This window comes from Klebsiella sp. A52 (assembly GCF_018388785.1).
Lineage (GTDB): Bacteria > Pseudomonadota > Gammaproteobacteria > Enterobacterales > Enterobacteriaceae > Klebsiella > Klebsiella aerogenes.
In genome coordinates this window covers 659,630-679,873 of sequence record NZ_CP074437.1, presented here as the reverse complement: position 1 = coordinate 679,873, position 20,244 = coordinate 659,630, and the positions used below count along the sequence as shown (strand labels likewise).

The window sequence follows — 20,244 nt, the reverse complement described above, 5'->3', positions numbered from 1 at the left end:
ATGATGACGCCAGAACAAAAATTTGCCCGCTGGGTAAGGGTAAGTATTGCCGCTTTCCTGGTGATATTCGCCTGGTTTATCGTTGCCGATATCTGGATCCCGTTGACCCCGGACTCCACCGTGATGCGCGTGGTGACTCCGGTCTCGTCGCGGGTCTCCGGCTACGTCTCGCACGTCTACGTGCACAACAATAGCCAGGTCAAAAAGGGCGACCTGCTGTATGAGCTCGATCCCACGCCATTCATTAATAAAGTTGAAGCGGCGCAAATCGCTCTTCAACAGGCCAAACTGAGCAACCAGCAGCTGGATGCGCAAATCGCCGCCGCTCGCGCCAACCTGCGCACCGCGCAATATACCGCGCGTAATGACAAAGTCACCCTCGACCGCTACCAGCGCCTGAGCACCATGCAAAACGTGTCGCAATCGGATCTCGATAAGGTGCGCACGACATGGCAGACCAGCGAACAATCGGTCAGCGCCCTGAATGCGCAAATTCAGAACCTGTTGATCCAGCGCGGCGAGCGCGACGATAAGCGCAACGTGACGCTGCAGAAATACCGCAACGCGCTGGAAGAGGCGCAGCTCAATCTCGGCTGGACCCAGGTTCGCGCCGAGACCGACGGTATGGTCAGCAACCTGCAGCTTAACCCGGGAATTTACGCCACCGCCGCCACCGCCGTGCTGGCGCTGGTTAACAACAACACCGATATCGTCGCCGACTTCCGTGAAAAAAGCCTGCGCCACACGGCGGTGAATACCGATGCGGCGGTAGTGTTCGATGCCCTGCCGGGTAAAGTCTTCCCGGCGCACGTGACCAGCAGCGACGCCGGTATTCTTGCCGGTCAGGAAGCGGTGAATGGCCAACTGTCGCAGCCTGAGCAGTCCAGCCGCTGGGTGCGTGATGCGCAGCGCATGCGGATCCACGTCGCACTGGATCAACCGCTGGATAAGCCGCTGCCGACCGGCGCCCGCGCTACGGTGCAGTTGTACAATAGCGACGGCCCTTTCGCCCGCACCTTTGCCGGCCTGCAGATCCACCTGGTGAGCTGGTTGCACTATGTCTATTAATACCCTGGCGCACGTCTTTACCCCGCATGGCAATATCGTCTACACGGCCAATGATTTTCGTCAGACGGTACGCATTGCCGTCGCCGGGACCATCGCGCTGAGTATTTCGACTTTCTACGACGTGCAGTACGGCGTGTTTTTCGTCGTTTATCCGCTGATGCTGATGTCGCTGGTGCCGGTGTTTAACCGTCACGTCGCCCGACAGTTTGTGTTCAGCGCGGCGGTGAATTGCGTCGAAATGGTGCTCATCGTCGGCTATCTGTCGCAGTGGCCGGTGATAATGACATTAGTTGTCTTTGGTCTGTATGTGATGCGCTTTCGCTTTATGAGCCAGGGGCCGCTGTTCTTGCTGGGGTCGATGGGCGTGGTGTGCCAGAGCACGATGCTCAATTTTATGAGCTATCCCTCCAGCAACTGGCACACGCTGATGTTCTCCAATATGGAGGCCTGCGTGATGGCGGTGGCGCTGAGCGCATTGCTCCATTACCTGATCCCGGATGTCGAACCGCGTAAGCCGCCGCCGCGCATTGAGAAAGACGCCGCGCGGATCCGTCATGAATCGCTGCTTTCCGGCACGGTTGCGACCATTATCTTTGTGATCTTCCAGATCTGCGATCTGAGCGATTCGCTATCGGCGCTAATGGCCGGGGTGCTGATCCTGTTTCCGATGCACTATCGCGGCGCGGTGATAAGCTCGATCTGGCGTGTGGCGGGGGTCGTGTTGGCTTGTCTTTACATTCTGGTGGTGCAGCTGATTATCTATGATTTCAGCAACCACATGATCCTGATGATGCCGCTGATTGGTCTTGGTCTGGCTTTTAGCGCCCGCCTGCACGTGATGGAAAAAGTGGGCGCGGGCGTGGGTTTCGCCAGCATTACTACTATCGGTATTATGTTTGGCCAGAACCTGCATCCGAATCAGGATCTGGTGTTCAGCGACCTGTACCGTATTACTTCGGTCACGGTCTCGCTGGTGGCGACGCTGACCATGGTGTTTCTGGTCCATCGGGTACTGAACTGCTTCGCGCCGACGCGTTTTGTGGTTACCGATTAATCCTCCTGCGGGAAGCGGGCGATGCAGCGCCACGCTTCCCCGTTTTGCTGATAAAGCGCCGCAGTATGCCCGGCGATTATCCAACTTCGCGCCGCTTCTTCGCTCCCCTCAATCAATATGCACAGGCCGCAGCCGCTGCGCAGCTGGCGGGGAATATCCTTTACCTCGAAGGTTATCCCTGCCGCCTGCAGGGCTTTGCGCATCCGCACGACGCCCACTGTTGAATGGAATAAGAATAGATATTTGCTCATCCGCGCCTCCGCTGGCGCTGGCCGATCAGCGCCGCGCCGATCGCCCCGGCAAATTGGGCATCGGGATGGGTCGCGACCGGCATGCCGAGATGCGTCTCCAGCATGCGGGCGAAGGCGGCGCAGTGGCTGACGCCGCCGGTGAACAGCAGCGGTCCCTGCGCCGATAAACGGCCAATAAAGTTCGCGCTGCGCCGCGCCATGGCGTTGATCACCCCGGCCAGAATCGCCTCCGGGGCAACCCCCGCGGAACGCAGGCTGATGACTTCCGATTCGGCAAAAACCGTACACATGCTGGTGATAGCGTGCGGTTCTACACCTTCGGTAATGGCGTCAAGCTGTTCGACGCTGGCGCCGAGGGTCCGTGAAATCACTTCCAGAAAGCGCCCGGTACCAGCGGCGCATTTGTCATTCATCAGAAAGTCGCTGAGATTGCCCTGCGCATCCAGTTGAATGACTTTGCTGTCCTGGCCGCCGATATCAATTACCGTGCGGGTTTTCGGCGCCAGCAGACGCGCGCCGAGCCCGTGACAGGAAATCTCGGTGACTTGTTTATCGGCGAAATCGACCAACTGGCGACCATAGCCGGTGAGGGTTAAAAAAGGCGTTGCCGCGAGGCCCGCGCGCAGCGTCTCCCAGGCCTCGTGAATGGCATCGGCGGGGCGAAAGGGCGTCGGGCCGAGGAAACGGCGCACGATGGCGCCGTCTGCCAGCAGGATACCTTTGGTGGCGGTGGAGCCGGAATCAATACCTACCGAGTAGATCACGCTTGCTCCTTATAGCATTTCAATAAAGGCGGCGACGCGGGTGCTGAGCTGGCCGAGATCCGCCGTCGAATAGTCGGTTTCAATCGCGATATAAGGAATGTCGTGCCGCTGGCGAACGTGGCGCTTGATCGCCAGCGATTCCACGGTGTAGGTATGGCAAGCCTGCAGAATCACATCGACCACGCCGTCGGCCTGATACTCCTCAACCATCTGACTTAGCAATTGCAGGCGCTGGTCGTTAGGTGAAATACAGGAGCAGCCGATGGCGAGATATTTATCGGTTAAGGCATCGTAGACGTCGCCATCTTCCGCTACGCAGCGTTCGGTGGCCTTCGCGCCGGTACAGTTCTCGTAGCCCACCACCCAGCCGCCGTTTTCTTCGATAGCGCGGACGACTTTTTCCGCCGCGCCGCCGATCGGGCAGCCGGTGATCAGAATACGCGGACGAGACGCCAGCCGTTGGCCTCCTTGCCATTGCTGATGGATACGTTCCGCCATCGCGTTCAGTTCGTCAATCAGCGCGCTTTTGTCGAAGCGGAAGGTGGCGCCATAAACCACCTTTAGAATATCGCTGCCGCTAAGCGCCGGCGGATTGAGTTGCCCGAGGCGATAGAAGTTGGCCAGCGCCCGGCGTTCGCGATTTTTCAGTACGATGGCTTCACGCAACGCCGCTTCGCTAATGGGCGTGGCGAACCGGGTTTCAACGACCTGCTGCAGGCGTTTGATTTCCGCTTTCCACAACGCGCGGGAGGCGGCGTCGCTGGCGCTGTTCGGTAGTTGCATTACGTGTACCGCCTTGAATTCGGCCATGTACTCGTACATCTTCTTTTTGCCGTCGCAGGTGGTTTCGCCGACCACCAGATCGGAGAAATAAAAGTAGGGGCATTTATCGGTTTTGCCAAAGCCGTAGCTGCTTTTAATCAGCGGGCAGAGATTGCGCGGCAGGTCTTTCTCCGCCTCTTCGATGGTTTCATCAGAAGTGGAACACAGTGAGACGACCACGGCGCCCGCCGCCATGACTATCTCCTGGGGCATAAAAGTGCAGTAGGTACCGACCAGCGGCACGTTCTGCTCTTTGAGTTCCATTACGCTGAGAAAGCCTTTCTGGCGAGCTTCTGAGAATTGATCGAAGAGGGCGGGTAGATCGGTGATGAGCGACATGATTTTCCTTCCCCGTACACGGGAGATGATGAAAGAGTCGCCATTATAACCTTGTTATTTGTGCGTGTTTATTGATCTCCCGCCCATCCTGACGGCGTTAATAGACCTTCTTCAAATCCATCTCTTCCTGAATGCGCTCGCTCCATGCCAGATGGGTGCGGATGGCTTCCTCAATACCGGCGTTGTAGAACAAAGGCCCCAGCTCTGTGGCGATAAAGTCGACAAAAAACTCGGCGTCGAACTGTTCCAGCTCCAGGTTAAAGGTCTCTTCGCAGTACTTGCTTAGCCGCTCGCGTAGCAGATCGCGCTGCGCCGGGCTGAGTTCAATATCGCTCATGCGTGGTTAATCTCGGTGAGTTAGTCAGGATTGCCGGGCTTCGATGACCGCCTCTGAACGCTGGCGCAAATTACGGAGTAACCCCGCCAGACAGCAGGCGGCGACGATCCCGGCGGCTACCGCCAGCAGGTGGAACGGCAATCTGCCGCCATGGAACCATAACCAGCGCGCGCCTTCAATCGACAATGCGCTGACGCTAAGGATCACGATATTCAGCGAGGCGGAAACGGTGCCTTTCGGCAAGTCGTTGGAAAAAAGGGTAAAACGGAACAGCGTCGGGAAAATCAGCCCGATGCCGAAGGCGTAGAAGCAGGTGCCGAGCACCGACCACAGCCAGACGTGCGGCCACGTCAGATTACCGATAATCAGGATCGCCAGGCCAACCATCTGGATGGGCACGGCGCTTAACACAAAGCGTGGGCGAGTCGGGTCTTTCACCCAGCGCGCCACCGACAGGTTAGCGATAATCACCGCGCTGAAGACCGGCACCTGGCTCCAGGCAAACTCGCTGGAGGTGAGCCCGCCGGCGTCCATTAAAATCACCGGCGATACTGCCACCCAACTCATCAGCGGAATATAGCTCAGCGCCAGCGTGGCGGCGCCGAGTAAAAAGATGCGGTTGCGGAAGACGTCGCGAAAATCGCACATCACGCCGAGCGGGCTAAACGGCACGTCGCCGCGACGCACCGTCTCCGGCATGTTAAACAGTAAACCCAGCCAGGCCACCAGACCCATCGCGGCGATAATGCCAAACAGCGCTTTCCAGTGGATAAAATGCATCAACGCCGCACCGGAAAGCGGGCCGACGATCGGCGCCACCAGCACGATGGAGGTAATCACCGCCATCAGCTTGATTGACCGCTTTTCGTCAAAGGCCTCCTGCACGGTGACGTAGCCGACGGTGGCGATAAAACAGATGCTGGTGCCCTGCACAAAGCGGGCAATCAGGAACTGGGTCATTGAGGTCGTCCACAGGGTGGCGAAGCAGGCGAGGGTAAAAATCAGCGCGCCGCTCAGCAGTACCGGTCGGCGGCCAATACGATCGGAAAGCGGTCCCAGCAGCCACTGTAGCGCCATCCCACCGGCCATATACAGGCTCACCGAGGCCGGAGCCAGCGCCACATCGGCGTTAAAATCCCGTACTACGTGCAGGATCCCCGGCTGGATGAGATCGGTGGTCAGGTAGGCGGAAAAGTCATACAGGATCAGCGCCATCGGAAAGAACAGCGATGCGCTGTAGCGGGCGCTCAATCGCGAAATCCATGACATAACCTTCTCCTTGCCGTCGGGTATTCATCGTTCGAATGGTTATGATGCTACCATTGTCAGCCGATATGCAGATGCAGCAGCGCCGGAATTTGCGATAACAGCCACAGGCCGAGGCCGATAGTGCCGCCGACCAGCGTGCCGTTGATGCGAATAAACTGCAGATCCTTGCCGATGTTGAGCTCGATCTGTCGCGACATATCGCGCGCGTCCCAGCTTTTGACCGTATCGCTGATATGGCGAGTGAGGAAAGCGGAGAATTCCGGCGCCACCCGATGCGCCGCCTGCTCCAGATGCTCATTCAGCGATTCACGCAGCGCGTCGTCGCGCACCAGCGTTTCGCCGAACCACTGACCGGCCTCGGCGATCCGCTGCTTGATGCGCGAATCGTCACTGCTGATATCGTTTTTCACCCAGCCGCGCAGATCCGCCCACACCTCGCCGAGATAGCGATTAAAGGTCTCATCGTTTTTCAGATACGCTTTGATGTTATCGGCTTTTTGCGCCATTTGCGGGTCGGATTTCAGATTGTCGATAAGCTTCTGCGCCGCGCGGTCGAAGGCCTGACGAATCTGGTGCGTGCGGTCCTGAGTGACCTCATCGAGCAGCGTATTCACCGCGTCAGTCACCATTTCGGCGCTGTGCTCGCCAAGCCACTCGGTGGGTAACAGTTTGGCCTTCAGCGGATGTTCGGTCTCCAGCCAGTGCACGATACCGCGGGCGATAAAGGCGCGGGAGCTGTCGCGCTGTAGCAGGGCGATCAGCTGGCTTATTAGTGAATCCAACAGCTTTTGATGACGGTTATCGCGGGTTAGCCCCTCCAGCATCATGGCGCTGGTCTGCGTCAGGTCGACCTTATCGATAGCCTTGTGCACCGCGCGCCGCAGCAGACGCTGAATACGGGTGTCATCGGTGAGCTCGAGAAAACCGCTCATCACCTGTAGCAGATGTTGACCCACACGGCGGGCGTTTTCAGGCTGGCTGAACCAGTTGCCGAGCATCAGGGCCGGTTCATAGCGGCGGATCAGCGCCACCAGAGATGGGGTATCAAGAAACTTCTCCTGCACGAAATGGCCGAGATTATCGGCGATCCGGTCTTTATTACGCGGGATGATCGCCGTATGGCGGGCGACAAACGGCAGCGGAATGCGGCGAAACAGGGCCACCACCGCAAACCAGTCGGCCAGCGCCCCGACCATCGCCGCTTCGGAAATAGCCTTTAGCGCGCTGACCCACGGCGTCGGCGGTAGCAGCAGCGTAGTGATAAACAGCGCCGCCGCAATGAGCAGCAGCGACAGCGCCAGCAGTTTGGCGCGTTTTAATTCAGCGAGTTTTTCCATAGGTTTAAGCATATAACCTGACGGCGAGGTCATGCAAAAATTGGCAGCACTTCCTGTGCCTGCGGGTCAATTTGCGAGTGGGCTGCCAATATTGGATAACGATTGCAGCACGCAGAAATTAGCTTTCGGCACGGCTCGTGAAAACGCTTTTTGCCCTCATGGAATATTCCGGATATACCTAACTTTACCCGCATCGTCAGCTATCTCGACTACCCTTAATATCCTTAGCGGCATTTTTGACTGCGTTAATAGCGATAACAAGGAGACATGCGATATGGCTTATCAGACAGTGAATCCTGCGAATAACCAGCTAATTAAGAGCTATCCCGCACACAGCGATGCGGACGTGGAGGCGGCGCTAAAACAGGCCGATGCGCTTTATCATTCTGCGTGGGCGAAAGGCGATATTGCGCAGCGTCTGCCGGTGTTGCATAAGCTTGCCGATCTTATCGACAGCCGGGCGGAGGAGCTGGCGAAAATCGCCAGCCAGGAGATGGGGAAGCTCATTAAGCAAAGCCGCGGCGAGGTCAAACTCTGCGCGCAGATCGCCCGCTATTACGCCGACAACGCCGAACGGTTCCTGGCGCCGGTGAAGTATCCCTCCGAGTCTGGCGAAGCCTGGGTTGAGCATCATCCCATCGGCGTCTTAATGGCGGTGGAGCCGTGGAACTTCCCCTATTACCAGTTAATGCGCGTGCTGGCGCCAAATCTGGCGGCCGGTAACCCGGTGATTGCCAAACATGCCAGCATCGTTCCGCATTGCGCCGAGACCTTCGCGCATCTGGTGCGCGAGGCTGGCGCGCCGGAAGGGGCGTGGACCAATCTGTTTATCTCCCAGGATCAGGTGGCGAAAATCATCGCCGACGATCGGGTGCAGGGCGTGGCGCTGACCGGTTCGGAAAAAGCGGGCGGCATCGTGGCGGCGCAGGCGGCGAAACATATCAAGAAAGCGACGCTGGAGCTGGGCGGCAACGATGTGTTTGTGGTGCTCGACGATGCCGACCTGGAACGCGCGGTGAAAATTGGCGTACAGGCGCGGCTGAACAACGCCGGGCAGGTTTGCACCGCCGCCAAGCGCTTTATTTTGCATGAAAAGATCGCCGAGCCGTTCCTGAGCAAGTTTAGCGATGCCTTCCGCCAGGTGAAGATCGGCGATCCGCTCGATGAAAGCACTACGCTTGGCCCACTTTCCTCGAAAGATGCGCTGGAAACCTTAAGCAAGCAGGTCGACGAGGCGGTGAAACATGGGGCCAAATTACACCTTGGCGGCAAGCCGGTTTCCGGCGAAGGCAACTTCTATGAACCCACCATTCTGACGGGAATTACCCGTGATAACCCGGCGTACTTCGAGGAGTTCTTTGGCCCGGTGGCGCAGATTTACGTGGTGAAAGACGATGATGAGGCGATTGCGCTCGCCAACGACTCTCACTACGGCCTGGGCGGCGCGGTGTTCAGTCAGGACATTGAGCGGGCGAAGCGCATGGCTTCGGGGATTGAAACCGGCATGGTCTATATCAACTGGTTAACGGATACCGCGCCGGAGCTGCCTTTTGGCGGCGTGAAGCGTTCCGGCTTTGGCCGCGAGCTCTCCGACCTCGGTATCAAAGAGTTTGTGAATCAGAAGCTGGTGGTCGTTCGCCGCTAAACCACCCTGCGCGCAATATCCCTCTCCCATCGGGAGAGGGTAACCTTTTTGCCGCGGCTATTTGCGTAGCCCGGCAAACGCGGCGCGGATTTCCTCTTCCGGCAGCTGAATGCCGATAAACACCAGCGTGCTGTGCGGAGTTTCATCGCCCCACGGGCGATCCCAGTCGGCGCTGTAGAGGCGCTGCACGCCCTGGAACAGCAGGCGATTTGGCTCTCCATCGATCCACAGCATGCCTTTATAGCGCATCAGTTGCTCGGCGAAAGAGAGCAGCAGGTTTTCCATCACCCGTGACACTTCGCTGATATCCACCGGATAGTCGAGCTCGACCACAATCGACGAGACGTCGTTCTGTTTTTCCGCCACGAAGTGAAAGCGCGGTGTGGCGCTGACAACCTTCTCTTCGAGCATAAAACCGCTGGTATTAAAGAGCAGGCTTAAATCGATATCGCCGTGGATGACGGTATAAATTGGCGCCCGCGCGTTGATGCGCGCCAGCCGTTCGCGCAGCTTTTCGGTGTCGCCGGCGACATCGGTTTTGGTTAACAAAATCCGGTCCGCGTAGCCGACCTGCGACTGGGCAATGGTGAACTGATCCATCTGCTGGTCGGCATGGACGGCGTCGACCAGGGCGATCACGCCGTCCAGCAGATAGCGTTCGCAAAGCACCTCGTGGGAGAAAAAGGTCTGGATAATCGGCCCCGGGTCGGCCATGCCGGTGCACTCAATCACCAGTCGGTCGAAGGCAATCTCGCCGCGATCGCGGCTGTCGAGCAGATCGAGCAGGGCATCCTCCAGTTCGTTGGAGCGCGTACAGCAAATACAGCCGTTGGTCAGGGTTTTAATCTGCGTGGCGCGATCGCCGATCAGCTGGTCGTCAACGGACACTTCGCCAAATTCATTTTCAATCACGGCGATTTTGAAACCGTGCTGCTCATTAAGGATGTGGCGCAGCAGGGTGGTTTTTCCCGCGCCGAGAAAACCGGTGAGTAGGGTGACTGCAATCGGTGCCATTATTGCCTCCATTAACAGCAGCGTACGCCGCCTTTGCCGTCGCCGCCGTAGCGGGCCTGCTGGCGTTCGCGGAAGAATTCTTCATAAGTCATGTACGGCTGATCCGGATGGTTGGTTTGCATATGGGTGACGTAGTTGTCGTAATCCGGAATGCCGATCAGCATTTTTGCCGCCTGACCGAGATATTTTTTTGCCTGACCTAAGTTACCAAACATTGTGAGTTCCAGATAACGAATAAAGCCGGATGGCGGCTAGCGCCATATCCGGCCTACGTTAATGCGCTTTTGGTAGGCCGGATAAGCGTAGCGCTATCCGGCATCAGGGTTAATGATGTGACGAAGTTTTCACGCCGCCTTCCGGTACCGGCACATACGGAGTCTCTTTGTCGGTGCGCACCTTATTGTTGCGGACATTGAGCCAGGTTTTGATGCCGTAGAAGATGATGCTATACACCACCACCAGGAACAGGATGCTCAGGCCGGCGTTGGTGTAGTTGTTAACCACGATATGGTTCATGTTGGCGACCTGCTGCGCGGTCAGCTCGCCGCCGGCGGCAATCTTCTCTTTATACTGCTGAGCCATAAAGAAGAAGCCTTCCATCTGCGGGTTGGTGCTGAACAGTTTCAGACCCAGCGCCCAGGTGGTGCACAGCAGCAGCCACGCAGCCGGAATAACGGTAACCCAGATATATTTGGTGCGCTGCATTTTGATCAGCACCACCGTGCCGAGCACCAGCGCCACCGCGGCCAGCATCTGGTTAGAAATACCGAACAGCGGCCACAGGCTCTTCACGCCGCCCAGCGGGTCGACCACGCCCTGATACAGCAGGTAACCCCACAGGCCGACGCAGCCGGCGGTACCGATAATACCGGCGACCAGCGAGTCGGTTTTTTTCAGGAACGGCACGAAGTTACCCAACAGATCCTGCAGCATAAAGCGGCCTGCGCGGGTACCGGCATCCAGCGCGGTGAGGATAAACAGCGCTTCAAACAGGATACCGAAGTGGTACCAGAAGCCCATATCCGCCATCGGGATGATTTTGTGGAACACGTGAGCGATACCGACGGCCAGCGTCGGCGCGCCGCCGGCGCGGTTCAGTACTGAAGGTTCGCCGATATCTTTCGCCGTCTGCAGGATCTGCTCAGGTGAAATTACGAAGCCCCAGGAGCTGACGGTAGCCGCCGCGTGGACGGTCACTTCTTTCAGCTGCGCAGCGATCATCGCCGCGTTTTCACCGCCCATTTCGTGCAGGTTCGGCATGACGATGCCAAGGCCTGCCGGCGGGGTATTCATCGCGAAGTAGAGACCCGGTTCGATAATTGATGCCGCGACCAGCGCCATGATGGCGACGAACGACTCCATCAGCATCGCGCCGTAGCCGATAAAGCGGGCGTCGGTTTCGTTGGCCAGCAGCTTCGGCGTGGTACCGGAGGCGATCAGCGCGTGGAAGCCGGAGACCGCGCCGCAGGCGATGGTGATAAACAGGAACGGGAACAGCGCGCCTTTCCACAGCGGGCCGGTACCATCAATGTACTGGGTCACTGCCGGCATTTTCAGGTCCGGGTTGAGGATAACGATCCCCAGCGCCAGGCCGACGATCACGCCGATTTTCAGGAAGGTGGCCAGATAGTCACGCGGCGCCAGAATCAGCCATACCGGCAGCAGCGCGGAGATAAACGCGTAGCCAATCAGGGTAAAGGTGATGGTGGTGTCTTTAAAGGTCAGCGCCGGGCCCCAGTACGGGTCGTGGGCAATGATGCCGCCAAACCAGATAGACGCCACCAGCAGCACGATACCGATAACCGAGACTTCACCGACGCGGCCAGGGCGCAGGAAGCGCATATAAATACCCATAAACAGCGCGATAGGCACCGTCGAGCAGACGGTAAAGACGCCCCACGGGCTCTCCGCCAGCGCTTTCACCACGATGAGCGCCAGCACCGCGAGGATGATGATCATAATCAGGAAGCAGCCGAACAGGGCGATAGACCCCGGTACCGGCCCCATCTCCTGTTTAATCATCTCGCCCAGCGAGGCGCCGTTGCGCCGCGAGGAGATAAACAGCACCATGAAGTCCTGTACCGCGCCCGCCAGCACCACGCCGGCCAGTAGCCACAGGGTGCCCGGCAGATAGCCCATCTGCGCGGCCAGTACCGGGCCGACCAGCGGGCCGGCGCCGGCAATAGCGGCGAAGTGGTGGCCGAACAGCACGTAGCGGTTGGTCGGCACGTAGTTCAGGCCATCGTTATTAATGACCGCCGGCGTCGCGCGCGTTGGGTCAAGCTTCATCACCTTCTGCGCGATATACAGGCTGTAATAACGGTAGGCGACGAGGTACACGGAAACCGACGCGACGACGATCCACAGAGCACTGACGTGCTCACCGCGGCGCAACGCGACGACTGAGAGGCAAAATGCCCCGATGATTCCAAGAATCACCCAGGGTATGTGCTTGAGTAGTTTTTTGGTATCCATAGTAAAACCTGGCGTTAATTAGATTAATAATTGGCCGAAGCCGTCTGGTTTTGTGTTTGGGTTGGTGGAGGTATTGATTAGCTAGGCTAGCGTCGATCTTGCCAGAACTGCGCGCGCGTAAAGTTGGGTAAATGAGTGAGTGGTTGTATGGGGGGTTAAGCGGTCGCTAGCTGGGGTAAGCGGTTGGCTATGAAGTGAACAGGAGATAAATATGTGATTGAGATCACAGGGTATTATGACCGGGAAGATGGTCATGAAAGATAAGGCTCCTCCCCGGGCGGAGAGGAGCAGACGAGGCCATTACACCGCGACTTCCATTTCCATCATCACCGGATGGAAACGGCGTTTAAAGTAAATCAGGCCGTGCCCTTGCGGGCTCAGGGTAATATTGCGGATCTCCACCAGATACACCAGGTGGGTACCAATGGTTTGCACCTGGCTTATCTCGCCTTCGAGGCTGGCCAGCGAGCCTTTCAGCACCGGCTGCCCGAGCGCGCCCTGCTGCCAGCCGCTGAGGGCAAACCGTTCTTCCATCGTCACCCCGGTCATCCCGGCGAAGTGACGGGCCATGATTTCCTGCTCGTGGTTCAGCACGTTGATGCACAACTTGCCGTTGCCCTGAAAGACCGGGTTCATCGCGCTGTTGGCGTTGATACAAACCATTACCGATGGCGGCGTATCCGTCACCGAGCAAACCGCCGTGGCGGTAATGCCGCAGCGGCCTGCTTCGCCTGCGGTGGTGACAACGTTAACCGCCGCCGACAGGCTGGCCATGGCATCGCGAAAACGCAGGCGTTGTTCATCTAATTGCATTATGACCTCCCGCTGTGAATTACTTCAGCAGCTTATCCAACATGTTGATATCAGCGTTATTGTGCAGATGCGGCACCGTCCAGCCGTTCTGGTCGTACTCGGACAGGCAGCGGTCAACCATCGCCATCATTTTGTCCATATTGCCGGAGCTCTGCGCCTGGCGCAGACACTGCAGGCGAATTTCATCCTGGCTACCGGAGTAGTTGATTTCATACAGTTCATGACGGCCACCGAATTCGCTGCCGATCGCGTCCCACATTAGTTTGAGGATCTTGATACGTTCAACGTGATCCATACCGTTGGAGCCGCGCACGTACTTCGCCAGATACTGGTCGATCTGCGGGTTGTTCAGATCGCGGGCGCTGGACGGCAGATAAATTAGGCCGCTGGTGACGTTACGCTCGATGATGTTCTTGATCTTGGCGTAGGCCATCGGCGCCATCACGCGATAGGTCTGCAGCGCGGCGTGATCCGGCAGCCATGCGCCGTTGACCCACGGCGTCGCTTCCGAGCACATAGAATCGCTTAACGCCCAGAACATGTTGCGCCACGCCACCACTTCGCCAAGGTCGGCCTGCACGCCGCGGAATTCGAGGGTGCCGGTACATTCCAGAGAACGCTTCAGCAGGGCGGTGATAAAGTCCAGTTTTACCGCCAGGCGCACGCAGGCCTGCAGCGGGTACATGCGGGCGAAACCGCCTTCCATGGTCCAGCGGCGGCAGCGGTCGAAGTCGCGATAAATCAGTACGTTCTCCCATGGGATCAGCACCTTATCCATCACCAGAATCGCGTCGTTCTCGTCGAAACGGCTGGAAAGCGGATAGTCGTACGGCGAGCCGGTCGCACCGGCGACCATCTCATAGGAGGCGCGGGAGATAAGCTTGACGCCTTCGGCATCCATCGGCGCGACGAACATCAGCGCGAAGTCCGGGTTCTCGCCCATCACCTGCGCGGAGCCGAAGCCGATCATGTTGTAGTGGGTCAACGCTGAGTTGGTGGCGACCACTTTCGCGCCGCTGACGATGATCCCGGCATCGGTCTCTTTTTCCAGCTTGATGTAGACGTCCTTCACTTCATCGGCCGGCTTGTGGCGGTCGATCGGCGGGTTGACGATAGCGTGGTTAAAGTACAGGCCGGTTTCCTGAATGCGGGTGTACCAGTTGCGGGCGTTCTGCTCGAACTGGCCGTAAAACGCCGGGTTGGCGCCCAGCGCGCAGCCGAAGGCGGCTTTGTAGTCCGGGGTGCGGCCCATCCAGCCGTAGCTTAAGCGCGACCACTCGGCGATGGCGTCGCGCTGCTGGCGCAGATCGTCGGCGCTTTTCGCCACGCGGAAGAATTTATGGGTGTAGCCGCCGCTACCGGTATCGGTGCCCCAGCACAGGGAATCCTGCATCTCCGCTTTGTGCAGCGCATCGTACAGCTGAGCGACGGAAGCCGCGGCATTACGGAAGGCCGGATGCGTGGTGACATCCTTCACGCGCTCGCCGTAGATATAAATTTCGCGGCCATCCTGCAGGCTTTTTAAATACTCTTCGCCAGTTAACGGGCGTTTCGCGTCGGCGCGGAAATCTTCAGGTTTCATAGGGGCCTCTTCAGTATTTATCGGAATAATAATGTTAAATATATGTTTTGTTTTTGTTGTTTAATTGAAGCGGTTATTGCGCTTGTCGTGAAGGGACGTTTGCGACAACGGCGGGTACTTTTCAGGCGGGAGTGAATTTTGTGATCTCTGCAGCTTTTGGCGGGCGGCGCGGCGCTGACCCGCCCTATGGACCGTAGCCCCGGCAAGCGCGGCGCCGCCGGGGTATTACGACACCGGTACTTTTTGCGCCCGGTAACTGCTTGGCGAGCAGCCGACCTGGCGGCTAAAAAAGCGCGCAAAATAGGCGGGATCTTTAAACCCCAGTTGCCAGGCTATCTCATTGACCGCGCTATCGGAAAACAGCAGCAGCCGCTTCGCCTCGCGTAGCTGGCGGTCGAATATCAATCGCTTCGGCGGGCGGTTGGCGAAGCGGCGGCAGATATCGGTCAACCGCGATTCGGTCAGATGCAGCTCGTTGGCGTAATCCGGTACCGTCCAGTGTTGATGAAAGTGGCTGTCGATCATCTGGTTAAAGCGCTGGAATAATTTCAGCTCGCCGCGCATCCCGCTGGCGGCATGATCGTCGAGCCTGGCGTTGCGCAGCAGCAGGGTAAATACCGCCTGCGCCAGCAGCGCCAGGGTATGCTCGCGCCCCGGCAGCTGAGCGGTGGATTCGCGGCGAATCAGCTGCCAGTAGTGCGCCAGCGCCGCCAGCTCGTCGGGTTTATCCGCCAGCGACAGGCAGATCCCCGGCAGGCCGAAGGTCTCCCGCGTGCCGGGATAAAGCACCTCCAGCAGCGGCCAGATGAGTTCTTCGTGCACCGTCAACACGTGACCATCGCTATCGGACTCGGTAATAAAGGCGTGCGGCACCGAAGGCGGCGTTATCACAAACAGCGGCGCCTGCACCGAGTAGCGATGGTCATCAAGCTGCAGCTCAATCTGCCCGGTATCAAGAAAGTGCATCTGAAAATAGCGGTCGTGGCGATGCGCCTGCATGTCGCGGCCAAAAAAGGCCGCCATACGGGCAAACGACTGATAGTGCACCTCTTCGGTACCCAGGCTCTCGTCGTAATCTTTATTGATATCGATGTTGGCGATTGAATGCTGACACATACCCGCTCCTTAGTGGCCTTTTTGCGCCGCTAAGCCCGGCGCGGCGGCGGCATCATCGCGCTGGCTCATCGGAATGCGGGTGAGCACCAGCGCGCCGACGATTAGCAGCCCGGCGACAAACCACAGCCCGGAGCTAAAGCTGCCGGTGGTATCGCGCAAAATGCCGATCAACAGCGGGCTGACGGCAGAGCCGACGTTGCCGATGGCGTTGATCACCGCCAGCGCCACCGCGCGCGATTGCAGGCTGATCACCCGATCCGGGGTGGTCCAGAAAATGGCCATCGCGGTAAAGGATCCCACCGAGGCCATAACAATACCGATCAGTTGGATCAGGCTGTGGTGGGTTGCCGAAGCCAGCAGCCAACCCGCCGCGGCGAACAGGTAGGGCAGGATGGTATGCATCTTGCGCTCTTTGCGCCGGTCGGATCGGCGACTCCACCAGATCATGCCGAAGATGGTGCAGAACTGCGGGATCGCCGCCAGCAGGCCAATCATGATGTTGCTGCTGCCGGTGTTGAAGCTCTGCAGGATCTGCGGCGTCCAGATATTAATGGCGCTGAGGGTATTGGTCAGGCAGAAGTAGGCGAGGGTATACATCAGCACCGCCGGCGTCAGTACTTCACGCAGCGTGGAACGCGGCGAAGCCGGGACGATCGCCGCATGTTCCCGTTCGCGATCGATCATCGCCTTCAGCGCCTGTTTCTCTTCGTTGTCCAGCCAGTTGGCTTTATCCGGCGTGTCGTTGAGGAAGAACCAGGTGACGACGCCGAGTACCACCGACGGCAGGCCTTCCAGCAGAAACAGCCACTGCCAGCCTTTCAGGTTCCACAGGCCGTCGAGCGCCAGAATATAGCCGGAAAGTATCGAGCCGAGCATCATGGTCACCGGCATGGCGATCATAAACAGGGCGTTGGCGCGGGCGCGATGGTAGGCCGGAAACCACCAGGTCAGATAGACGAGGATCCCCGGCAGAAAGCCGGCCTCGGCGATGCCGACCAGCATGCGCAGGATGTATAGCGTATGTGGATTGGTGGCGAACATGGTACAGGTCGAGGCGATCCCCCAGACCACCATGATCCCGGCAATCCAGCGGCGCGCGCCGACTTTCGCCAGCATGATATTGCTGGGGATCCCGCACAGCACGTAGGTGACGTAGAACAGCGTCGCCGCCAGGCCGAACATGGTGGAGGTCAGGCCGAGATCTTTGCCCATCGTCAGGCCGGCGAAACCGATATTAATTCGATCCAAAAATGAGAAAACAAAGAGAACAAACAGGAAGGTGATCAGGCGGCGGAACAGCTTTTTGATCACCCGGTTTTCTACTTCAACGGCTTTATTATCATTGTGTTGCAGGGTAGAGGTAGTCATGTTGCGCTCCACATTATCCGTTCAATAGACGGATTTATTGTTATCGGTTGTGGTCGTTGCGGTGTGGGTAAAACGGGCCGCCAGCGCTTCTGCGCCGCGGGCCAGCAGAGTGGTATCGACGCCGACGGCGACGAACAGCGCGCCCAGTTCGAGATAGCGTTTCGCCAGCTGTTCATTGGCCATCAGGATCCCCGGCGCCTTGCCGGCCTGACGGATTTGCTGGATGGCATCTTCGATGGCGGCCTGCACTTCCGGGTGCTGCGGATTGCCGCCGTGGCCCATATCGGCGCTGAGATCCGCCGGACCGATAAACACGCCGTCCACCCCGTCGACATCGAGGATCTGCGGCAGATTTTTCAGCGCTTCGCGGGTCTCAATCTGTACCAGTACGCACATGGCGTCGTTGGCCCGGTGGATATAGTCCGGGACGCGATTCCAGCGCGAGGCGCGGGCCAGCGCGCTACCGACGCCGCGGATGCCGGCTGGCGGGTAGCGGGTGGATCTGACCGCCAGCCGCGCTTCTTCGGCATTCTGCACCATCGGCACCAGCAGGGTCTGTGCGCCGACATCCAGCAGTTGTTTAATTTGTACCGGATCGTTCCACGACGGTCGCACCACCGGCTGGCTGGGGTAGGGCGCAATGGCCTGAAGCTGGGCCAGCACCGTTTGTACATTGTTGGGCGCGTGTTCGCCGTCGATCAGCAGCCAGTCGAAGCCCGCGCCGGCCAGCAGTTCGGCGCTGTAGCTGCTGCACAGCCCGAGCCACAGGCCGATTTGCGGACGCCCGGCCTTGAGCGCCTCTTTAAATGCGTTGTTCATGTTGCTCTCCTCAAACAAAGCGGCAGCTGATGGCGCCCATGTTGCCGTAGTCGACGTGGAAGGTATCGCCCTTGCGCGCCGGGACCGGGCGGGTGAACGAGCCGCCGAGGATAATCTGCCCGGCTTCGAGCTGGACATCGTACGGCGCCAGCTTGTTGGCCAGCCAGGCCACGCCGTTGGCCGGATGATTAAGCACGCCCGCGGCGACGCCGGTCTCTTCAATCACGCCGTTGCGATACAGCAGGGCGGAGATCCAGCGCAGGTCGAGCTCGTCCGGTTTAATCGGCCGGCCGCCGAGGATCACCCCGGCGTTGGCGGCGTTGTCGGAGATGGTGTCGAACACTTTGCGCGGGCGCTGGGTTTCCGGGTCGATGTTGTGGCAACGCGCGTCGATAAGCTCAAGCGCCGGGATAACGTAGTCGGTGGCGTTGTAGACATCAAACAGCGTGCAGTTCGGGCCGCGCAGCGGTTTGGCCAGCACGAAAGCCAGCTCGACTTCGATACGCGGCACGATAAAGCGGTCGGTGGGAATATCGCTGCCGTCGTGGAAGAACATATCATCGAGCAGCGCGCCGTAGTCCGGCTCGCTGATCTGCGAACTGGCCTGCATCGCTTTAGAGGTCAGGCCGATCTTATGGCCTTTGAGCACGCGGCCTTCGGCGATCTTCATTTCGACCCACTCGCGCTGGACGGCGTAGGCGTCCTCAATGGTGATCGACGGATAATCCAGCGAGATCGCGCGGATCTGTTCACGCTGTTTTTCGGCCTGGTTCAGCCGCTGGGCAATCAGGGTCCGGGTCTGTTTATCGAGCATAGTGATTCCTGTGGCATTGTATTGCCGGATGGCGCTTCGCTTATCCGGCCTACAAATTCATGGCCGTTGTAGGCCCGGTAAGCGCAGCGCCACCGGGCAATTTGCACATTATTTAAATAACGCGTGCACGTTGTTCTGTTTGTAGTTCAGCGTCGGGTCGAGCTCTTCCATGGCGAACGACAGCGCCAGATAACGGCTCTCCATCAGCGCGGCAAAGTGGGCCTTGATCAGCGCGAACAGCATTTCGCCCACCTCCTGACGGCTCTCCAGGCTACGGCCGGCGCCGATCTTCAGGGTCATATGCACGAAGGCGTAATCATGCTTGCCGTCGGCCATCTGCCAGGTATCCAGCCAGTGGGCGCGGCTGCGAATACCGCCAATCGGAAAGATGCCGGTGGCGGCCAGCGCCTCGTTGACTTTGGCGAACAGCCCCGGTAAATCGGCCTGTTCGCGGATATTGTCGCTACACTCGGCGATAAAATGCGGCATTGGGCCTCCTTACGCCTGCGCCGGCAGCGGGAACACGGCGTTAACCTGGCCGGTACCGGAGCTGGCGAATAGCTCGGTGATAAACTCCACCTTGCCGTCGTATTTATCCCAACCCAGCAGGCCGAGCAGCATCACCGTGTCGTGCATGTTGCCTTCGCCGTAGCAGTAGTCGGCGTACTCCGGCAGCATGGTGCAGAACTCTTTGAATTTGCCTTCGCGCCACAGCTTCACCACGCGCTCATCCATCTGATGGTCAAACTCGCGGGTATAGCTGTTCATGCCCTCTTCGGCGCGCTGGTCGTCGATAAAGCGATGCGACAGCGAACCGCTGGCCAGCACCGCCACGGTGCCGTCATATTTGTCGATGGCCTTGAGGATGGCCTCGCCCAGCTTGCGGCTGTCGGCAAAATCGTGAACGGTACAGAAGGCGGAAATGGACACCACTTTGAAATGCTTATCGCTATTCATGTAGCGCATCGGCACCAGGGTGCCGTATTCCAGCTTCAGGCTCGGAATATTGTGCGCTTTGGCGCGTACGCCAAGCTTGACGGCCTCGTCGGCAATCAGGTGACCCAGTTCCGGGTTGCCGTCGTAGTCGTAGGTCATGTCGCGAATAAAATGCGGCAGTTCGTTACTGGTGTAGACGCCCTGGAAATGGTCGGCACAGTTGATGTGGTAGGCGCTGTTGACCAGCCAGTGGGTGTCGAACACGATAATGGTATCGACGCCCATTTCACGGCAGCGCTTGCCAATTTCTTTATGTCCGTCGATCGCGCCCTGACGGCAGCCGTGGTTTTTCCCCGGCAGCTCAGACAGATACATCGACGGCACGTGAGTGATTTTTGCTGCTAACGCTAACTTACCCATA

General features: G+C 58.6%; 20 protein-coding genes. 3 read left to right on the top strand and 17 right to left on the bottom strand.

Annotated elements, in window-relative coordinates:
- Together KGA69_RS03135 and KGA69_RS03130 are read left to right on the top strand one after the other, a co-directional pair.
- Nucleotides 1-1,068 (top strand): HlyD family secretion protein, encoded by a 1,068-nt coding sequence (locus tag KGA69_RS03135; RefSeq protein WP_213292794.1) that lies wholly within the window; start codon nt 1-3, stop codon nt 1,066-1,068.
- Nucleotides 1,058-2,122: a DUF2955 domain-containing protein gene (locus KGA69_RS03130; RefSeq protein ID WP_045395472.1), complete on the top strand. Its 1,065-nt coding sequence runs from the start codon at nt 1,058-1,060 to the stop codon at nt 2,120-2,122. The genes KGA69_RS03135 and KGA69_RS03130 overlap by 11 nt, the downstream gene beginning before the upstream one ends.
- Here the strand turns inward: KGA69_RS03130 and KGA69_RS03125 are convergent.
- From KGA69_RS03125 to KGA69_RS03100, 6 genes are all read right to left on the bottom strand, one after another.
- The gene (locus KGA69_RS03125; protein ID WP_213292793.1) at nt 2,119-2,373 is read right to left on the bottom strand and encodes a putative Se/S carrier protein; all 255 of its coding nucleotides are present in this window, start codon (nt 2,371-2,373) and stop codon (nt 2,119-2,121) included. The genes KGA69_RS03130 and KGA69_RS03125 overlap by 4 nt on opposite strands.
- Nucleotides 2,370-3,137: a putative 2-hydroxyacyl-CoA dehydratase activator YjiL gene (gene yjiL / locus KGA69_RS03120; protein WP_045395476.1), complete on the bottom strand. Its 768-nt coding sequence runs from the start codon at nt 3,135-3,137 to the stop codon at nt 2,370-2,372. Before yjiL ends, KGA69_RS03125 begins: the two co-directional genes overlap by 4 nt.
- Before the next feature lie 9 nt (nt 3,138-3,146).
- The gene (locus KGA69_RS03115; protein ID WP_213292792.1) at nt 3,147-4,298 is read right to left on the bottom strand and encodes a double-cubane-cluster-containing anaerobic reductase; all 1,152 of its coding nucleotides are present in this window, start codon (nt 4,296-4,298) and stop codon (nt 3,147-3,149) included.
- Nucleotides 4,299-4,395: 97 nt separating this feature from the next.
- Nucleotides 4,396-4,635, bottom strand: coding sequence for a DUF2164 domain-containing protein (locus tag KGA69_RS03110; protein WP_045395479.1), 240 nt, complete (start codon nt 4,633-4,635; stop codon nt 4,396-4,398).
- 24 nt (nt 4,636-4,659) lie between these two features.
- Nucleotides 4,660-5,904 carry a multidrug efflux MFS transporter MdtM gene (gene mdtM / locus KGA69_RS03105; protein ID WP_047043834.1) on the bottom strand — a complete coding sequence of 415 codons (1,245 nt, stop codon included), beginning with the start codon at nt 5,902-5,904 and terminating at the stop codon, nt 4,660-4,662.
- A 56-nt stretch (nt 5,905-5,960) separates the two neighbouring features.
- Nucleotides 5,961-7,253 carry a DUF445 domain-containing protein gene (locus tag KGA69_RS03100; RefSeq protein WP_165430622.1) on the bottom strand — a complete coding sequence of 431 codons (1,293 nt, stop codon included), beginning with the start codon at nt 7,251-7,253 and terminating at the stop codon, nt 5,961-5,963.
- A 262-nt stretch (nt 7,254-7,515) separates the two neighbouring features.
- Here KGA69_RS03100 and KGA69_RS03095 point away from each other — a divergent pair, with 262 nt between their 5' ends.
- Nucleotides 7,516-8,886: an NAD-dependent succinate-semialdehyde dehydrogenase gene (locus tag KGA69_RS03095; RefSeq protein ID WP_213292791.1), complete on the top strand. Its 1,371-nt coding sequence runs from the start codon at nt 7,516-7,518 to the stop codon at nt 8,884-8,886.
- A 57-nt stretch (nt 8,887-8,943) separates the two neighbouring features.
- Here the strand turns inward: KGA69_RS03095 and yjiA are convergent, their stop codons facing one another.
- The 11 genes from yjiA to hpaD form a co-directional block, all read right to left on the bottom strand.
- A complete protein-coding gene (gene yjiA, locus KGA69_RS03090; protein ID WP_015368442.1) occupies nt 8,944-9,900 on the bottom strand; it encodes a GTPase in 957 nt (318 codons plus the stop codon).
- An 11-nt stretch (nt 9,901-9,911) separates the two neighbouring features.
- Nucleotides 9,912-10,115, bottom strand: a complete 204-nt coding sequence (locus KGA69_RS03085) for a YbdD/YjiX family protein (RefSeq protein WP_002887451.1) — start codon at nt 10,113-10,115, stop codon at nt 9,912-9,914.
- Between the two features lie 109 nt (nt 10,116-10,224).
- Nucleotides 10,225-12,375, bottom strand: coding sequence for a carbon starvation CstA family protein (locus tag KGA69_RS03080; RefSeq protein WP_045395482.1), 2,151 nt, complete (start codon nt 12,373-12,375; stop codon nt 10,225-10,227).
- A gap of 300 nt (nt 12,376-12,675) precedes the next feature.
- A complete protein-coding gene (locus tag KGA69_RS03075) occupies nt 12,676-13,188 on the bottom strand; it encodes a 4-hydroxyphenylacetate 3-monooxygenase reductase subunit (RefSeq protein WP_002887467.1) in 513 nt (170 codons plus the stop codon).
- A 19-nt stretch (nt 13,189-13,207) separates the two neighbouring features.
- Nucleotides 13,208-14,770 carry a 4-hydroxyphenylacetate 3-monooxygenase, oxygenase component gene (gene hpaB, locus KGA69_RS03070; protein WP_063447361.1) on the bottom strand — a complete coding sequence of 521 codons (1,563 nt, stop codon included), beginning with the start codon at nt 14,768-14,770 and terminating at the stop codon, nt 13,208-13,210.
- A gap of 225 nt (nt 14,771-14,995) precedes the next feature.
- Complete coding sequence (gene hpaA, locus KGA69_RS03065) at nt 14,996-15,886, bottom strand: 4-hydroxyphenylacetate catabolism regulatory protein HpaA (RefSeq protein WP_004182836.1); 891 nt, start codon at nt 15,884-15,886, stop codon at nt 14,996-14,998.
- 9 nt (nt 15,887-15,895) lie between these two features.
- Nucleotides 15,896-17,254 carry a 4-hydroxyphenylacetate permease gene (gene hpaX / locus KGA69_RS03060; protein ID WP_045395483.1) on the bottom strand — a complete coding sequence of 453 codons (1,359 nt, stop codon included), beginning with the start codon at nt 17,252-17,254 and terminating at the stop codon, nt 15,896-15,898.
- A 21-nt stretch (nt 17,255-17,275) separates the two neighbouring features.
- A complete protein-coding gene (gene hpaI, locus KGA69_RS03055; RefSeq protein ID WP_045395484.1) occupies nt 17,276-18,073 on the bottom strand; it encodes a 4-hydroxy-2-oxoheptanedioate aldolase in 798 nt (265 codons plus the stop codon).
- 10 nt (nt 18,074-18,083) lie between these two features.
- A complete protein-coding gene (gene hpaH, locus KGA69_RS03050) occupies nt 18,084-18,887 on the bottom strand; it encodes a 2-oxo-hept-4-ene-1,7-dioate hydratase (RefSeq protein WP_002887487.1) in 804 nt (267 codons plus the stop codon).
- 108 nt (nt 18,888-18,995) lie between these two features.
- Nucleotides 18,996-19,376, bottom strand: coding sequence for a 5-carboxymethyl-2-hydroxymuconate Delta-isomerase (locus KGA69_RS03045; protein WP_015368431.1), 381 nt, complete (start codon nt 19,374-19,376; stop codon nt 18,996-18,998).
- A gap of 9 nt (nt 19,377-19,385) precedes the next feature.
- Complete coding sequence (hpaD, locus tag KGA69_RS03040; RefSeq protein ID WP_009485358.1) at nt 19,386-20,243, bottom strand: 3,4-dihydroxyphenylacetate 2,3-dioxygenase; 858 nt, start codon at nt 20,241-20,243, stop codon at nt 19,386-19,388.
- Nucleotide 20,244: the final 1 nt, after the last annotated feature.

Excerpts from the sequence above, each read along its gene's own strand:
- KGA69_RS03135 (WP_213292794.1), top strand. The coding sequence starts at position 1 with ATGATGACGCCAGAACAAAAATTTGCCCGCTGGGTAAGGGTAAGTATT.
- KGA69_RS03130 (WP_045395472.1), top strand. The coding sequence starts at position 1,058 with ATGTCTATTAATACCCTGGCGCACGTCTTTACCCCGCATGGCAATATC.
- KGA69_RS03125 (WP_213292793.1), bottom strand. The coding sequence starts at position 2,373 with ATGAGCAAATATCTATTCTTATTCCATTCAACAGTGGGCGTCGTGCGG.
- KGA69_RS03115 (WP_213292792.1), bottom strand. The coding sequence starts at position 4,298 with ATGTCGCTCATCACCGATCTACCCGCCCTCTTCGATCAATTCTCAGAA.
- KGA69_RS03110 (WP_045395479.1), bottom strand. The coding sequence starts at position 4,635 with ATGAGCGATATTGAACTCAGCCCGGCGCAGCGCGATCTGCTACGCGAG.
- mdtM (WP_047043834.1), bottom strand. The coding sequence starts at position 5,904 with ATGTCATGGATTTCGCGATTGAGCGCCCGCTACAGCGCATCGCTGTTC.
- KGA69_RS03100 (WP_165430622.1), bottom strand. The coding sequence starts at position 7,253 with ATGCTTAAACCTATGGAAAAACTCGCTGAATTAAAACGCGCCAAACTG.
- KGA69_RS03095 (WP_213292791.1), top strand. The coding sequence starts at position 7,516 with ATGGCTTATCAGACAGTGAATCCTGCGAATAACCAGCTAATTAAGAGC.
- yjiA (WP_015368442.1), bottom strand. The coding sequence starts at position 9,900 with ATGGCACCGATTGCAGTCACCCTACTCACCGGTTTTCTCGGCGCGGGA.
- KGA69_RS03085 (WP_002887451.1), bottom strand. The coding sequence starts at position 10,115 with ATGTTTGGTAACTTAGGTCAGGCAAAAAAATATCTCGGTCAGGCGGCA.
- KGA69_RS03080 (WP_045395482.1), bottom strand. The coding sequence starts at position 12,375 with ATGGATACCAAAAAACTACTCAAGCACATACCCTGGGTGATTCTTGGA.
- KGA69_RS03075 (WP_002887467.1), bottom strand. The coding sequence starts at position 13,188 with ATGCAATTAGATGAACAACGCCTGCGTTTTCGCGATGCCATGGCCAGC.
- hpaB (WP_063447361.1), bottom strand. The coding sequence starts at position 14,770 with ATGAAACCTGAAGATTTCCGCGCCGACGCGAAACGCCCGTTAACTGGC.
- hpaA (WP_004182836.1), bottom strand. The coding sequence starts at position 15,886 with ATGTGTCAGCATTCAATCGCCAACATCGATATCAATAAAGATTACGAC.
- hpaX (WP_045395483.1), bottom strand. The coding sequence starts at position 17,254 with ATGACTACCTCTACCCTGCAACACAATGATAATAAAGCCGTTGAAGTA.
- hpaI (WP_045395484.1), bottom strand. The coding sequence starts at position 18,073 with ATGAACAACGCATTTAAAGAGGCGCTCAAGGCCGGGCGTCCGCAAATC.
- hpaH (WP_002887487.1), bottom strand. The coding sequence starts at position 18,887 with ATGCTCGATAAACAGACCCGGACCCTGATTGCCCAGCGGCTGAACCAG.
- KGA69_RS03045 (WP_015368431.1), bottom strand. The coding sequence starts at position 19,376 with ATGCCGCATTTTATCGCCGAGTGTAGCGACAATATCCGCGAACAGGCC.
- hpaD (WP_009485358.1), bottom strand. The coding sequence starts at position 20,243 with ATGGGTAAGTTAGCGTTAGCAGCAAAAATCACTCACGTGCCGTCGATG.